Origin of the sequence: Luedemannella flava, from assembly GCF_039528515.1 — a bacterium.
In the GTDB taxonomy this organism is placed as follows: Bacteria; Actinomycetota; Actinomycetes; order Mycobacteriales; family Micromonosporaceae; genus Luedemannella; species Luedemannella flava.
The window spans coordinates 1-13,723 of the sequence record NZ_BAAALT010000109.1; the positions used below are offsets into that span (position 1 = coordinate 1).

Annotated in this window: 13 protein-coding genes; 2 read left to right on the top strand and 11 right to left on the bottom strand. The window is 73.8% G+C overall.

Annotated elements, in window-relative coordinates; genetic code table 11:
* The 9 genes from ABD211_RS18505 to ABD211_RS18545 all read right to left on the bottom strand — a co-directional run.
* Positions 1 to 2,185 (bottom strand): nitrate- and nitrite sensing domain-containing protein (locus ABD211_RS18505; protein WP_344133067.1); only part of this gene is annotated, 2,185 nt, incomplete at its 3' end.
* Entirely contained in the window at positions 2,175 to 3,329 is a 1,155-nt protein-coding gene (locus ABD211_RS18510) for a hypothetical protein (protein ID WP_344133070.1), read from the bottom strand. The genes ABD211_RS18505 and ABD211_RS18510, both read right to left, overlap by 11 nt.
* Before the next feature lie 171 nt (positions 3,330 to 3,500).
* Positions 3,501 to 5,447: a hypothetical protein gene (locus ABD211_RS18515; RefSeq protein ID WP_344133072.1), complete on the bottom strand. Its 1,947-nt coding sequence runs from the start codon at positions 5,445 to 5,447 to the stop codon at positions 3,501 to 3,503.
* Complete coding sequence (locus ABD211_RS18520) at positions 5,437 to 5,637, bottom strand: hypothetical protein (protein WP_344133075.1); 201 nt, start codon at positions 5,635 to 5,637, stop codon at positions 5,437 to 5,439. The genes ABD211_RS18515 and ABD211_RS18520 overlap by 11 nt, the downstream gene beginning before the upstream one ends.
* 2 nt (positions 5,638 to 5,639) lie before the next feature.
* Entirely contained in the window at positions 5,640 to 5,933 is a 294-nt protein-coding gene (locus ABD211_RS18525; protein WP_344133078.1) for a hypothetical protein, read from the bottom strand.
* 175 nt (positions 5,934 to 6,108) lie between these two features.
* Positions 6,109 to 6,303, bottom strand: coding sequence for a hypothetical protein (locus tag ABD211_RS18530; RefSeq protein ID WP_344133081.1), 195 nt, complete (start codon positions 6,301 to 6,303; stop codon positions 6,109 to 6,111).
* Positions 6,304 to 6,509: 206 nt separating this feature from the next.
* A complete protein-coding gene (locus tag ABD211_RS18535; RefSeq protein WP_344133084.1) occupies positions 6,510 to 6,956 on the bottom strand; it encodes a hypothetical protein in 447 nt (148 codons plus the stop codon).
* Positions 6,949 to 8,277, bottom strand: coding sequence for a TolB-like translocation protein (locus ABD211_RS18540; protein WP_344133086.1), 1,329 nt, complete (start codon positions 8,275 to 8,277; stop codon positions 6,949 to 6,951). The genes ABD211_RS18535 and ABD211_RS18540 overlap by 8 nt, the downstream gene beginning before the upstream one ends.
* A 55-nt stretch (positions 8,278 to 8,332) precedes the next feature.
* Positions 8,333 to 9,874 carry a S53 family peptidase gene (locus tag ABD211_RS18545; RefSeq protein WP_344133089.1) on the bottom strand — a complete coding sequence of 514 codons (1,542 nt, stop codon included), beginning with the start codon at positions 9,872 to 9,874 and terminating at the stop codon, positions 8,333 to 8,335.
* A gap of 113 nt (positions 9,875 to 9,987) precedes the next feature.
* Between ABD211_RS18545 and ABD211_RS18550 the strand changes: the two genes are divergently transcribed.
* Both ABD211_RS18550 and ABD211_RS18555 read left to right on the top strand, forming a co-directional pair.
* Positions 9,988 to 11,235 (top strand): DUF1444 domain-containing protein, encoded by a 1,248-nt coding sequence (locus ABD211_RS18550; RefSeq protein ID WP_344133092.1) that lies wholly within the window; start codon positions 9,988 to 9,990, stop codon positions 11,233 to 11,235.
* Positions 11,236 to 11,295: 60 nt separating this feature from the next.
* Complete coding sequence (locus tag ABD211_RS18555) at positions 11,296 to 11,781, top strand: phosphoribosyltransferase (protein ID WP_344133094.1); 486 nt, start codon at positions 11,296 to 11,298, stop codon at positions 11,779 to 11,781.
* Here the strand turns inward: ABD211_RS18555 and speB are convergent.
* Positions 11,726 to 12,694, bottom strand: coding sequence for an agmatinase (speB, locus tag ABD211_RS18560; protein WP_344133097.1), 969 nt, complete (start codon positions 12,692 to 12,694; stop codon positions 11,726 to 11,728). The two genes, ABD211_RS18555 and speB, sit on opposite strands and share 56 nt — an antisense overlap.
* A partial coding sequence (locus tag ABD211_RS18565; protein WP_344133100.1) for an MBL fold metallo-hydrolase occupies positions 12,691 to 13,723 on the bottom strand: 1,033 nt, incomplete at its 5' end. The genes speB and ABD211_RS18565, both read right to left, overlap by 4 nt.

Here is a 13,723-nt window from a genome sequence, read left to right on the forward strand (position 1 = left end):
GGCTGGGCGGCTCCGCGGCCTCCACGGCCGGCGTGTCGGGCTCGGTGGCGGCCTGCGTCGCGCCCGGCTGCCGTACGGGCAGCCCGGACTCGCGCACGGGCAGCTCGGGCAGCGCGGCCTGGGGCGGCGGCGGGGGCAGCGCGGCCCGCGACGGGATCTCCGTGACGGCTGTCGTCGCCCGGCTCCCGTTGCCGTTGCCGGGCCCCGCCTCGATCGCCGCCGTCTCGCCCACGGCGAACCAGGCGAACGAGCCGTCCGACTCGATGGACAGCGGCTCGGGCAGGACCACGGCCGGCACGAACTGGGTCGTCGCCCGGCGTCGCGCGGTCACCCGGGTGGCGGCTGCGGCGCTGGCCAGCAGGCGGACCGGCACCGACACGGTCGCCGTCACGCCCGAGCCCGCCGAGGGACCGAGCCGCACCGTCAGGCCGTGCCGGCGCGCGAGCCGGCCGACCACCACCAGGCCGAGCATCCGGGTCGGGGCGAGGTCGAGCCGCTCGCGTTCGAGCAGGCGTTGGTTCTCCTCGGCGAGACGCATCTGGGACATGCCGAGCCCGTGGTCGACGATCGAGATCCGGCACTCGTCGGTCAGCTCCGCGCGCACCCGCACGTGCACCCCGGGCGGCGAGAAGTTGGCGGCGTTCTCCAGCAGCTCGGCCAGCAGCAGGCGCAGGTCGCCGGCCAGGCCGACCGAGACGGCCACGTCGGCGATCTGCTCCAGCTCGACCGACCGGTAGCCCTCGATCTCGTCGAGCGCCGCCCGGATCACGTCCACGAGCAGGGTCGGCGACGTGGCCACCGTCGCGTCGATCGTCCCGGAGACGACCAGCAGGCTGTCGGCGCTGCGGCGCAGGCGGCTCGCGACGTGGTCGAGCCGGTGCAGCCGGGTGAGCAGGTCGCGGTTCGGGGCGTTGCGCTCCAGGTCGTCGATGAGCGCGAGCTGCCGACCCACCAGGTTCTGGGTGCGCCGGGCGATGTTGGCGAACATGACCGCCGTGTTGCGGCGCACCACGACCTGGCGCTCGAGCAGCATGGCCGCGGTGACCTGCACCCGGTTGAGGGCGTCCGCCAGCTCGCCGATCTCGCCGGCGGCGTCGATGTCCACCGCGGCCAGGGCCGGCGGTCCCTCGTCGGCCTCGTCCGAGTCCGCGACGCGGACCAGCTCGGCGCGGGCGAGGTTCGCCACGACGGTGGCGGTCCGGGTCAGGCGGCGCAGCGGCCGCGAGATCGACCGGCTGACCAGCACGCCCAGGGCGACGACCACGATGAACAGGATGATGTTCAGGGCGGCGATGAAGGTGGCGGTGTTGGCCGCGGCCGACGCCCGGGCCTCGGCGTCGACGGCCACCTCGCGGGCCACCCGGTCCTGCGCCACCCGGCGCAGGTCGGTGTAGGTGATCGCGGCGGTGAGCGCGTCGCCGACCGAGATCCCCCGCGGGCCGGCCTGGGCGGCGGCGGCCAGGGCGGTGGTGTACTTCCGGATGCGCTCCGCCGCCTGACCGGCCTCGACGGCGTCGACCAGCGCGGTCTGACCGGGGAGCGCCAGCTGGCGGAACCGCTCCATGTACTGGTCGCGCGCGGCCTGCGCCGTGTCGAGGAGGCCCCGGTCCACCGACCGGTTGCCGGCGAGGATCACCAGGAGCGCGCTGACGCTGCTGGCCTCCTCGGTGGCGAGGACCAGCGACTCCAGGGCCTCGAGCTGACGTGAGCCGAGCACGTCCGCGCTGGACGGGCTGGACAGCCGCAGCGCGGCGAGCAGCCCGAGAATGACCTGGCGGTAGGTGTTGTAGATGCCGACGGGGCCGATCGTGCGCTCCAGGACCTGCTGACGCACGCCGGGCAGGAGCGCGATCGCGCCGGCGGCCGAGCGCATGATGGCGCGGGTCCCGGGCGCCTCCGTGAACCGGGCCACCTCGTCCGAGCTGGTGGCCGCGCGGGCCACGAACGAGCTGCGGTTGAGCGTGGTGGTGGTGAGCAGGCCGAGCGCCAGCAGCCGTTCCTGCTGCAGGTTCTGCACGAGGCCGCCGATGTCGCGGGCCGCGGTGGCGGTGTCGGCGGTCGCGCGGGACGAGCCCGCGGAGTCGACCCGGTCCAGCACGAACGGCACGGCCGTGGCAACCACGGCCACCAAGGGGATCGCCAGCAGGAGACCCAGCTTCTGACGGATGCCCAGCCTACTGAGCATCGCCCCGCCCCCGGCCGCGTCCCTTGCCCCGGTAGCCGGAGTCGACCAGCTCCTCGTCCAGAAGGCGGCGCAGGTCGCCCACCGACCCGAGGGCGAGACCGTCGGTGGCGTTGGCCGGCGGCGCCTTGACGGCGGTGCCACGCCGGCCGGGCCGGCGACGGCTCAGCACGACGACCCAGAAGATCACAAAGATGGACAGCGACACGATCACGATCGACCAGACCGTCGAGCGGCGCTGCTCGGTCAGCGCCCGCTCGCGCATGGCGAGGACCTCGTCGAGCTCGCTCAGCAGCTTGTGCGCGAGCGGCAGCGCGGTGGTGAATACCTCGTGGGCGGCGGCCGCCAGGACCTTCCCGTCGACGTCCTGGGCGAACTCGGCCAGCATGGTCGACGGGGCGAACGTGTTGGTCGCGTTGCGGAACGCGTCGAGCCGGGGAGTGATCTGGGCGCCGAGCTCGTCGCGCTGGGTGGCGTCGATGCTCACGTTCATGCCCGCGCTGACCTGCTCCGCGGCCTGCGCCACGCCGAACCGGGCGACGGCCACCTGCACCTCGGCCTCGCCGGCGAGCCTGCCGTCGCGGGCGTTCAGCGCGACCAGGTCGGCGGCGCGCCCGGCGTTGATGATGGCGGTGGGCAGCTGCTCCAGCGCTGCCTTCATCAGGTAGTACGAGTCGAGGTCCGGGTCGTGCACGAGGTTGGAGGAGTCGCCGACCCGACGCGCGAGATCCTGGAGCAGCAGCATCACGTCGGTGTACGCCTCGTAGGCGGGGCGGCCGGTGAGGTTGCTGTCCAGCACGCCGTTGACCTTGTCGAGCAGGTCGATGAACCGCTGCCGGGTGCCGAGCGCGGAACCCACGCCAGCGTCCGCGCGGCTCACGCCGTCGAGCGCCTTGCGCACCTTCTCGACGTCGACCTTCTCGGCCCGCACCGCCGCCGACTGCGCCTCGACGAGCTCGCCGATGAGCGTGGTCAGCGGGTGCAGGTAGACGACGCCCTGCCGCTCGGCCAGCACCACGGCGGCGTCGGCGTCGGTCGCTGCGGACGACTGGCGGAGGACGGCGATGAACGACGCCGCGATCGCGACAACGCACGCGGCGGATACCGCCGCCCGCACGATGCCCCACGGGGTCGCCAACTTCACCATCCGGTCACCTCCAGTCGCACTCTGCTACGTTGGCCGGGCACTCGGCTTGGACACAATGGCCTTTCGGCCGATCCTGTTTAACGAATCGCAACTTGCTGGAATGTACCCGTCACGACCTCGCCCATGTGGCCCAGCGACATTAGTCGATGGAGGCCACAAACGCACGACCTGTTACGGACTGAGGTGGAAGACGATCGCGTCGCCGAAGTCCTCGCGGGTGATGCCGAGCCCGTCGATCGGCCGGTCCGGCACCTGCGCCCAGGTGCCCTCCCGCCCGTGCTCGCGCAGGAACACCACCGTGCGTACGCCGATGCCGCGCAGGTAGTCGACGCTCGCGCGGTCCGGGAAGTTGTGCGTGGCCCCGCGCGCCTCGTCCTGGCTGCGCGGGGTCAGACCGCTCAGGCCGTTGACGATGCGCGGGAAGCCGTCCGTGCTCCAGAGCAGGATGTCGGCCTCGAGGATGCCGTCGGAGGGCAGGATCATCGCGGGGCCCTCGATCCCGTGCAGGGCGGCCGGCGGCTTGACCATCTCCGGGTGACCGAGCGTGTTGATGCTCTCGGCGAAGACCGCCACGAGCACCACCGCCAGCCCGGCGTGCACCAGCCGGGCCACCCGCTCGTCGCGCAGCGTCCGGGCGAACGCGCTGATGGCCGTCACCGTGCCGGCCGCCGCCACGGCGAGCAGCAACGTCGTCCAGACGATCAACCGGCCGGGCGTACGGATCGCGTCGAAGCCCGGCAGCAGGTTGTAGAGCGTCACGTAGCCCGGCTGACCGTCGCCGTTGAAGTTGGGCCCCAGGGCCAGCGCCCCGGTCACCAGGATGCCGGCCGACAGCAGCAGCCGCTGGTGGATCCTCCACCGCGAGACGAACAGGCCCACCGCCGCCAGCAGGATCACGGCGAAGCCCGGCAGCAGCGCCTGCTCGGGGGTCCAGGTGAGCAGGGCGCGCGCCGCCTCGTGCCGCTGGCCCCACATCCAGTTCTCGCCCGGCGCGGTGAACAGGCCCCGCAGCGGCGGGGAGAACTGCGCCAACTCGGCGATCGACCGGCGCCCGCTCGGGTTCAGCTTCACCACCTGCAGGTACGGCCACGCCATGAAGGCGACCGTGCCGAGGAAGACGAGCACCCCGCCGAGGTCGGCGTAGAGCAGCCGGCGGGCGAACGGCGGCCGGGTCCCCCGGCTCAGCCAGGTCACGCCGTAGCCGACCAGGCCCGCGAGCCCGATGATCGCCAGGATGTACCCGAACGGCACGCCGATGCCGAAGCCCAGCGTGATCTGCCACGCGGCGACGAGCCAGCCGGCGATGGCCCAGCCGGGTCTGGCGCGATCGGGTCGGTAGCCGTCGCGCAGCGACCAGCCGTGCCCGCGCGCGAGCATGGCCAGCGCCAGCGCGATGCCGCCGGTGGACAGCACGTGCAGGTGCCCGGCCTGGGTGAGCCGCCACGGGGCGAAGCCGAAGACCAGGCCCGCGACGACGCCGCCGGCGCGGCCGGACCCGAGCTGGCGGGCCAGCACGTACGCGCCGAACGCGGCGAGCGCGTGGGCCAGGACGAAGAGCAGGTTGTACCGGATCAGGGTGGCCTCGGTGCCGGAACCGAAGAAGCCGAACGGCGCGTAGCCGAGCAGGGTGTCCGAGTACGCGTAGCTGAACGACTCGGGATAGAACCCGTTGCCGTGCCACAGGTTGGTGGGGTCGGTCAGCAGCGCGTGCCCGGCCCAGGCGACCTGCCAGGCCTGCAGGGCCGGGTCGCCGAGGTCGGCCGGGATGGTGTGCGCCGGGTCCTTGAGCGTCGGCCAGGTGAGCACGACGGCGGCCAGCACGCTGAGCAGCGCGGCGATGGTCCACTCGTGCCGCAGCACCCGCAGCGCCGAAGCCAGCGCGGACCGCTTCGCGGCGGGCGCGGACCCGGCGGCCTCGAGCGTCCCGGCGGTCGCGGGCTCGGGTGCCTCCGCGGCCGCGGGCCCGGGTGCCTCCGCGGTCGCGGGCCCGGCGGGCGCGGACGCCCCCTCGGCCTCGGGACCGGCCGGGGTCGGCGTGTCGTCGGGCGTCTCCGGGGCGAGCGTCATCGCGGCGGGACGGAGCGCCGGCAGGCGCCGGGCGGCTGGATCACCAAGCACGGTTGCGTCCTACGTAAACGTTGCGGGCACGGTAGTAGGTGTCGCCGCTCGGCCCGGGAGCGCCGGACGACCCTTCCATTTGCAGGTTGATGATGAGCCACATCGGCGTGCCCACAAAACCCGTCGCGCGGTGCCGGCTCACCCAGACCCCGTCGAGATGGCAGTGAATGTCCACATCTGTGGCGTTCACCTTCACGATCGTACTGGAGACATCTGATGGCGTTCGGACGAGCTGTTGTGGTCGGAGCCCCTGGGATGGCGGTATTCCCGCCCGGCTTGCGACGCGGCGTAACTTCCAAGCGACGTGCCGTCGATCAGCGTTGTGCGGCAGGCGGTGGCGGCGTCCGCCCGGCCCGACAGGACGGTGGTCGCGACGAGTACGGTGGCGACGGCGACCAGGCCGACCGCGCCGCGCCGGGTGAGCACCCGGGACACGAGCGCCCGGCGCATCCGCAGCGCCGGCCAGATCATGAGTTGGCGTCCCACGGTCGTACCTCCGCACCGGCGCGGGCGCGGCGCTTCGAGGGCGCCGGCCGTACGCCCCATGTAGACATTTATGGACGCGAATACTGCCCGGGTATCGTGACCCAGGCCACAACGTCCGTCAAGCCCACTGGGGCACACTTTGCCCGATTGATCGGCGAAGTCCCCTGATGAGGGGTCAGCGCGCCCGCACCGGCAGGCACCAGACCCGCACCGTAGCGTCCGTGCCCTGGCTGCGACAGGCGACGGACAGCCCGGCCAACGCGCACTGCGGGTACCCCGGCGGCGCCGTCCCGACCGACCCCGACCGCGCGCGGTCGGGGTCGGAGAAGGCGAGCGCGGTGCCCTCCGGGCGGATCGCCGAGAGCAGCACCGGCCGTCGCCGACCGCCACGACGGGCCGGTCGCTCACGCGTAGCTGGTGTCCGTCGGTCAGGTCCGGCAGCCGGGTGCGCGCGCTCCCGTCGGCGGCCCGGCTCGACACGCAGAGAGCACCAGCCCGCACCCGTACGGCGACAGGAACCCCTCGCCGTGGCGGTAACGCCGGACGGCTCCGGGAAGGTCGCGGTCCAGCTGTGGGTCAGGCCCGCCGGTCGAACGCGGTCACCGTCATCGTCCCGCCGGCGTTCCGCCCGGCGACCAGCAGCGGGCCGGCGTTCACGAGCGTGCCCCCGTCGTCCCCGGAGAACCCCGGCAGGGACGTGGCGCTGGTGATCCCCGCCGTGCCCATCAGGTCGTGCCGGCACACCGACCCGTCCGCGGCCCAGACGAAGACGTGCCGGCCGTCGGACCCGATGATCCACCGGTCCTCGCCGGTGAGTATGTCCGCGACGAGCTCGTCATCGCCGACGCCGGGTGGGACGACATAGAGGTACGTCGCGTCGGTCTCCTCGACCGCCACCGCCCCGCCCGCGAGGCAGAGCACGGCCGCCAGCACCCGGACCGGGCGCCGCCAGGCGAACGGGGTGCCGGCCGGCCCGCTGCCCGCGTAGACCTGCTCCCCCAGTTCGATGACCTGCTCAGCCAACCCCGCGCACCCGCCAGACCCGCAGCGTCGCGTCGGCCGACGCGTCCAGACAGACGAGACGGGGCGCCACGAACACGCAGCTGGTCTCGGCATCCGGCACCGTGCCGAGGCGGGTCATGCGGCCGGTGGACTGGTCGAAGACGCCGACCGTCAGGGCGTCGCCCCGGTCGAGCCGCAGCAGGTAGCGCCCGACGTCGCGCCCGATCTGGCCGAACCGTTGCCAGGCCGGGTACGGAATCTCTCCGGTGACGATGTTGATGGGGGTGACGAACACGTCGTCGGGGCCGCGCAGGTTGACCATCTGCCACACACTGTCGTCGACCGACATCAGGTCCATGCGGGCCTGACGCACCACGTGGCCGTCGGCCGCGTCCAGCGTCGTGACGCCCTGGTCGGCGGACACGCAGACGACCGGCCCACAACCCCAGGCGTACGCGTAGAGCTGGTCGCCCCCGGGGGTCTGCGTCGCGGCCGGCACCACCCGCGTCCACCGCGGGGTGAGATCGTCGGCCCGGAACGACATCACGGTGATGCCCGCGTCGCCCTGCCGGGTCACCAACCAGCCGTCGCCGGTGTACCCGATGCCCCCGCGCGGCAGCACGTCGAACGACGCCAGGACCGGCGGCACGGGGACCCGCTGGCGCAGTTCGGCGCCCGTCACAAGGTCCCGCGCGTGCAGCACGCCCTCCGCGTCCCACCAGGCAAGGCGCCGGCCCTGCGGGTCGTTCGCCCACAGGACGTTCGCGGGCAGCGACAACAACGGCGTACGCACGCCCGTGTCGAGCCGGACGCGGGCGAGGTCCGTGCCGTCCTCGTCGGAACGCACGGCGACGACCGTGCCGCCGGGCTCCACCGCGATGATGCTGCCCGAGAAGGTGGCCTCGGTGCGGCCCGTGGCGGCGTCCAGCCACTGGATGTTGTCCCAGCCGGCCGACTGGTCGGCCACCATGCCGAGGTGGTCGCCGACCACGAAGATCGACGGGTCGCGTACGCCGTCGCGGTGCCACCGCTCGACACCGTCGGCGAGCCCGTACGCGGTGAGCCTGCGCCTGTCGAGGTCGTGCACGAAGACCACGTCGCCCCAGACGTCGAACATCCGCACGTCGGGCTGGCTCCACAGCAGCTTCGGCGGGGTGGACGGGGTGGTGGCCCCGCCGAGGGCCAGCAGCCCGACCAGCCCGACCATCAGGCCCAACCGGCGCAGGAGCCGACGCCGCCGGGCAGGGGTGTCCGCGTCCGCCCACGACGGCTCGTCGACCGGCGTCGCACCCCACTCGCCCAGGTCGATGACGGGTTGGTGCCGTCCGGTCGCCTCGCCCACGGCGCAAGTGTCCACGATGAGGTCGCGTGGGCGCTGCCCGGCGTTGATCGAGGCGCTACGTGGTGGGATCCACCGTGGCGCTCAGGGCCGTCACCGTCTGCTCCCCCGCCGGCACGCCCAGCCCGGTGCAGCCGTCCCAGCCCGGGCCGGCGGTGAACCCGCCGTTACCGCCCGTGAGAATGTCGCGCAGCGCGGTCGGGGCCGCGTAGAGGCGCTTGTGCGGGGCGCCGGACCGGACCCGGGACCGCTCGTTGGTCAGCGCGGTCAGCGCGCTCCACAGCGGCGACACCGCGCTCGTCCCCCCGGCGACCACGTCGGCGTCGTTGAGCCGGATCACGTACCCGGTCGCCGGGTCGGCCACGGCGGCGACGTCCGGCACGCCACGCCCGGCGCTGCCGTCGGGGCGGGCCGGCACCCCGTGGTCGCGCTGGTAGTCGGGGAGCGGGAAGTGGGCGCTCACGCCCCCGCCGGTGGCGCCGCCGCCGGTCGCCAGGGCGTTCCAGACGGCCTCGGCGCCCGGGTCGTCGGCGAGGCGGGTGCCGCCGCACGCGATGACCGACGGGCTCGACGACGGGAAGTCGACGTGCAGCCCACCGCCGGCGACCCCGTCGGTCGCGCCGTGGTCGCCCGCCGCCGCGTACACGGTCACGCCCAGCTCACCGGCGTCGGCGAACAGCGCGTCGTAGGCGTCCAGCGACTGCGCGGTCCAGGTCGGCTCGGGGGCACCCCAGCTGATGGAGACGATCCACGGGTGGTGGTCCGCGTCGTGGATGGCCGCCGCGATCGCGTCGTAGAAGCCGCGGGCGCTGTTGGGCGCGAAGTACACCACGATCTTCACGCCGTTGGCCATCGCCCCGATCACCTGGACGTCGAGGGCGACCTCGGCGTCGGCCTCCGCGCCGGGGGCGTTGGTGGCGCCGTCGACGCCGACCGGGACGATCGCCGGCACCGGCAGGCCCAGCGACGCGAAGTACGCGTCCAGGTCCTCCTGTCGGTAACCGCCGCCCAGCTCGATCACCGCGACGGTCTGCCCGGCGCCGGTGACATCGGTCGGAAAGTCGTACCAGCGCGCGATCTCGGTCGGCTTGAGCCCGCTCGCGGCCGCGTGCGCCACAACGAAGCCGTCCCCGCCCGGTTTCGCCCGGCCGGCGAGGCGCACCTGCGGCGACGCCTGCGGCCGGTCGTCGAGGCCGAGCACGGCGACGACGGCGGGCGCGAGGTCCGCCGGCAACCGGACCACGCCGACCCGGCCGCGGAAGGCCCCGCCGGGGATCTCGTAGTCGACCAGATCGACGCCGAACGCCCGCGACATCGCCTCGGCCGGCCCGCGCAGCCCGACCGAGCGGGCCGCCGGCCGCACGTCGGTGACCTCAAGGCCCTGCGTGGCCGCGAACCGCTCGATCGCCGCGATGTCGTCCGGGTCCGCGCCCGTGCCCGGGCGGGGGTCGGCGGGCGCCCGGCGCAGGACGACCGTGACGTCGACCGGGGTGGCGGGGTCGGTCGGCCCGATGCGATGGGCGCCGGGCAGCGGCGCGCGCCGGCTGCCCGAGAGGGGGACCCGGCGTACCGGGCCAGAGCTCGCGGGATTCACCGTCATCTGTCCAGATTACGACGGATAGGGCGAAAAGGCCGAGACCACGCGCGCGTGGCGCCCGCGCAGCGGACCTGCAAGGGTGCAATCGGCCACGTCGATTGGGTACGGTGCGCGGCATGGGCCTGGACGAGCGCGTGGGGAATCACGCCCGCGAGCGCTTCGCCCGGCACGTCCTGACGGCCGCGCAGGAGTCCGGCCTCGCCCAGGTCTGGTACGACGCCGCCCAGTTCGCGATCGCCTACCAGCGGGTGGCCGGCGAACGCCCCGCCTGGCTCGACCTCGAGCGGCCGTTCCTCGACTTCGGCGACACGACCGGCGCGGCCCGGCAACGCCGCGTCCTGCAGCTCGTCGTCAGCATGGTCAACGCCCCCGCGCCGCCGGAGGGCTGGCGCGAGGTCGGCGCCCGACTGCGCCCGGTCGTGCAGTCGGCGTCGATCGCGCTGACCGCGCCCGTCGACGGCCCGACGATGCTCACCCGGCCGGCGCTGCCGTACCTCTCGCAGTACGTCGTCATCGACATGCCGTCCGGGCCGCTCTACGTCACCCGCGAACAGGTCGCCGGCTGGGGCGTCGACGAGGCCGACGTGTTCGCCCAGGCCTGGGCCAACCTCGCCGAAACGACGCCAGTGCACATGGCGCTCACGCCGACGGCCCGGCGGCCGCTGCGCTTCATCGGCGCCGACGACCCCTACTTCGCGGCGCGGTTGCTGCTGCCTGGGCGGCTCGCCGCCCTGGCCGGCTGGGTGAGCGGGCGGCCGGTGGCGTTCCTGCCCGACCGGTCGACGGTCATCCTGAGCCCGGACAACCCCGACAGCCTCGGCCGCATCTTCGAGGTGGCCGCCACCGAGTTCGCCGAGGCGAACTGGCCGCTGTCCCCGCAGGGCTACACGCTCGACGACAACGGCTCGATCCTGCCGTACGTCGCGCCCGTCGGGCACCCGGTCGCGGTGCGGGTGCGCGGTGCGGCCGCGCTGCTGTCCGCCACGGAGTACGCCACGCAGGCGCGGCTGCTCGCGGCCCGCCCGGACCTCATCGGGCCGGACGCCGTGCTGGGCGCCGTCAACGTGGTGCACACCCAGGACCAGTCGGTGCGCACGGTCACCAGCTGGTCGGGAGACTCGCGCGAGCTGCTGCCCACCGCCGAGTACCTGCTGGTCCGCGCCCCCGGCGAGGATGAGGTCGTCATCGTCCCGTGGCGGGTCGCGACCGAGGCGCTCGACCTCGTACCTCTGGATGGGTTGAAGCCGCCGCGCTTCCGCGTGCGCAGCCAACCGACGGACGAGACGTGGTCACGGCTGCGGCCGCTGGAACTCGACAGCAAGCCCGCCTACGTGCCCAGGCACGGCGATCGCGGCGGGGCCTGAAGCCTCACATGGCGGCAACCGCCTTCTCCATGGGCGGTCGCGCTTGCGATGCTGAACGTTATGGCGGCGCGCGAGGTGATGTCGTGGGAGCTCTTCGGGCGGGCCAGCCGGGAGCTGGCGGAACAGGTCGTCGGGGACGGCTACGCGCCGGATCTGATTCTCGCGATCGCGCGGGGTGGGCTGTTCCCCACCGGCGCGCTCGGCTACTCGCTGGGCGTCAAGAACCTGCACGTCATCAACGTGGAGTTCTACACCGGCGTGGATGAACGCCTCGACATGCCGGTCGTGCTGCCGCCGGTGCCCAAGCCGGTCGACCTGGCCGGCGCGCGCGTGCTGATCGCCGACGACGTCGCGGACACGGGCGGCACGCTGGAGCTGGTCCGCGACTTCTGCGCCGAGCACGTGGCCGAGGCGCGCTGCGCGGTGCTCTATGAGAAGTCCCGCTCCACCGTGAAGTGCGAGTACGTCTGGCGGCGCACCGAGGAGTGGATCACGTTCCCGTGGTCGGCGCTGCCCCCGCTCGCGGGGTCAGCGCCAGCAGACTGACCAGGTCGTACGCCACGTGCGCGGCGGCGGTGGCGGTGATGCCGGCGTGGTCGTACGCCGGCGCGACCTCCATGACGTCGCCGCCGACCAGCCGCGTCCCGCGCAGGCCGCGCAGGATCTCCAGCAGCTCGCGGCTGGTCATGCCGCCCGCCTCCGGCGTGCCCGTGCCGGGCGCGTGCGCCGGGTCGAGCACGTCGATGTCGACGCTGACGTACAGCGGCCGGTCGCCGACCCGCTCGCGCAGCCGCGCCACGACCGCGTCCACGCCGAGCCGCATGACGTCGGCCGAGGTGACGATGCCGAACCCGAACCGGGCGTCGTTGTCGAGGTCGGCCTTCGCGTAGAGCGGGCCGCGGATGCCCACGTGGCACAGCGCGTCCGTGTCGAGCAGGCCCTCCTCGACCGCGCGCCTGAACGGCGTGCCGTGGGTGTAGGGCACCCCGAAGTACGAGTCCCAGGTGTCGAGGTGCGCGTCGAAGTGCAGCAGCGCGACCGGGCCGTGCCGGGCGGCGGTGGCGCGCAGCAGCGGCAGCGACAGCGTGTGGTCGCCGCCGAGCACGACCAGCGCGGCGTCGCCCGCCAGCGCGCCCGCCTCGCGGGTCACCGTGTCGATGGCCGCGGCGATGTCGAACGGGTTGACCGCCAGGTCACCGCCGTCGACGACCTGTGCCGCCGCGAACGGCTCAACATCAAGACCCGGATGGTACGGGCGGAGCAGGCGACTCGCCTCGCGGATGGCGGCCGGGCCGAACCGGGCGCCGGGCCGGAAGCTCACCCCGCTGTCGAACGGGATCCCCAGCACGATGACGTCGGCCCGCCCGACCTGGTCGATCCTCGGCAGCCGCGCGAACGTCGCGGGCCCGACATAACGGGGCACCCGACCGGCGTCCACCGGCCCGATGTTCCCGCTCATGCGAGGGACTGCCACCAGCCGTCGACCGTCTGCGGGTCGTCGATGTCGACGCGCTCGCCGGGCCGGGGGACGGCCAGGCGCACGTCGCGGGCCTTGGCCTCGACCCAGAGCCGGTCGGCGGGCTCCGTCCAGGCGTGGAACGCCAGGTTGAAGGTTGCCCAGTGGACCGGGATGAGCAGGTTGCCGCCGAGGTCGAGGTGGGCGGCCACCGCTTCCTCGGGCGTCATGTGGATGAACGGCCACGCCTCGCCGTACGCCCCGATCTGCATGAGCGTCGCGTCGAACGGTCCGTGCTCCGCGCCGATCCGGGCGTACCCGTCGAAGTAGCCGGAGTCGCCGGTGTAGAAGACGGACCGGCCGCCGCCCGCGACGACCCACGAGCCCCACAGGGTGTTGTCCCGGGCGAAGCCGCGCCCCGAGAAGTGCCGGGCGGCGGTCAGCGTGAGCGTGACGCCGGCCACCGTGACGTCCTCGTTCCAGTCGAGCTCGACGAGCCGGTCGGCCGGCACGCCCCAGCGCTCCAGGTGGGCGCCGACGCCAAGGGGCACGACGAACACGGCGTCGCCGGTGCGGACCAGGGACCGGATCGTGGCCATGTCGAGGTGGTCGTAGTGGTCGTGCGAGATGATCACGGCGTCGACGGGGGGCAGGTCGGCCAGGGCGACGGGCATCTCGTGCAGCCGGCGCGGACCGAGCAGCCGCGACGGCGAGCAGCGGGCGCTCCACACCGGATCGACGAGGATCCGGCTGCCGGCGATCTCGATGAGCGCCGAGGCGTGCGCGTACCACGTGACGGCGAGGCCGTCGGTGGGCGCCGTGGCGGCGTCGTTGCTGGTGACGAGCGGCACCTGCCCCACCGGCTGGCGCTGCTCGCCGCCGAGGAGCAGGTTGCGCAGCATCGTGCCGGCGGTCGCCGGCTGCATCGTGGTGGTCACCACATTGTTGTGGAACGCACCGTCACGGAACTGCGGGGAGCGGCGCACCCGCTCGCCCCGCGCGCCGGCCCGGGGGCGGCCACCGAGCGCGGCC

Excerpts from the sequence above, each read along its gene's own strand:
- ABD211_RS18555 (WP_344133094.1), top strand. The coding sequence starts at position 11,296 with ATGGCGGCGCGCGAGGTGATGTCGTGGGAGCTCTTCGGGCGGGCCAGC.
- ABD211_RS18550 (WP_344133092.1), top strand. The coding sequence starts at position 9,988 with ATGGGCCTGGACGAGCGCGTGGGGAATCACGCCCGCGAGCGCTTCGCC.
- ABD211_RS18545 (WP_344133089.1), bottom strand. The coding sequence starts at position 9,874 with ATGACGGTGAATCCCGCGAGCTCTGGCCCGGTACGCCGGGTCCCCCTC.
- ABD211_RS18510 (WP_344133070.1), bottom strand. The coding sequence starts at position 3,329 with ATGGTGAAGTTGGCGACCCCGTGGGGCATCGTGCGGGCGGCGGTATCC.
- speB (WP_344133097.1), bottom strand. The coding sequence starts at position 12,694 with ATGAGCGGGAACATCGGGCCGGTGGACGCCGGTCGGGTGCCCCGTTAT.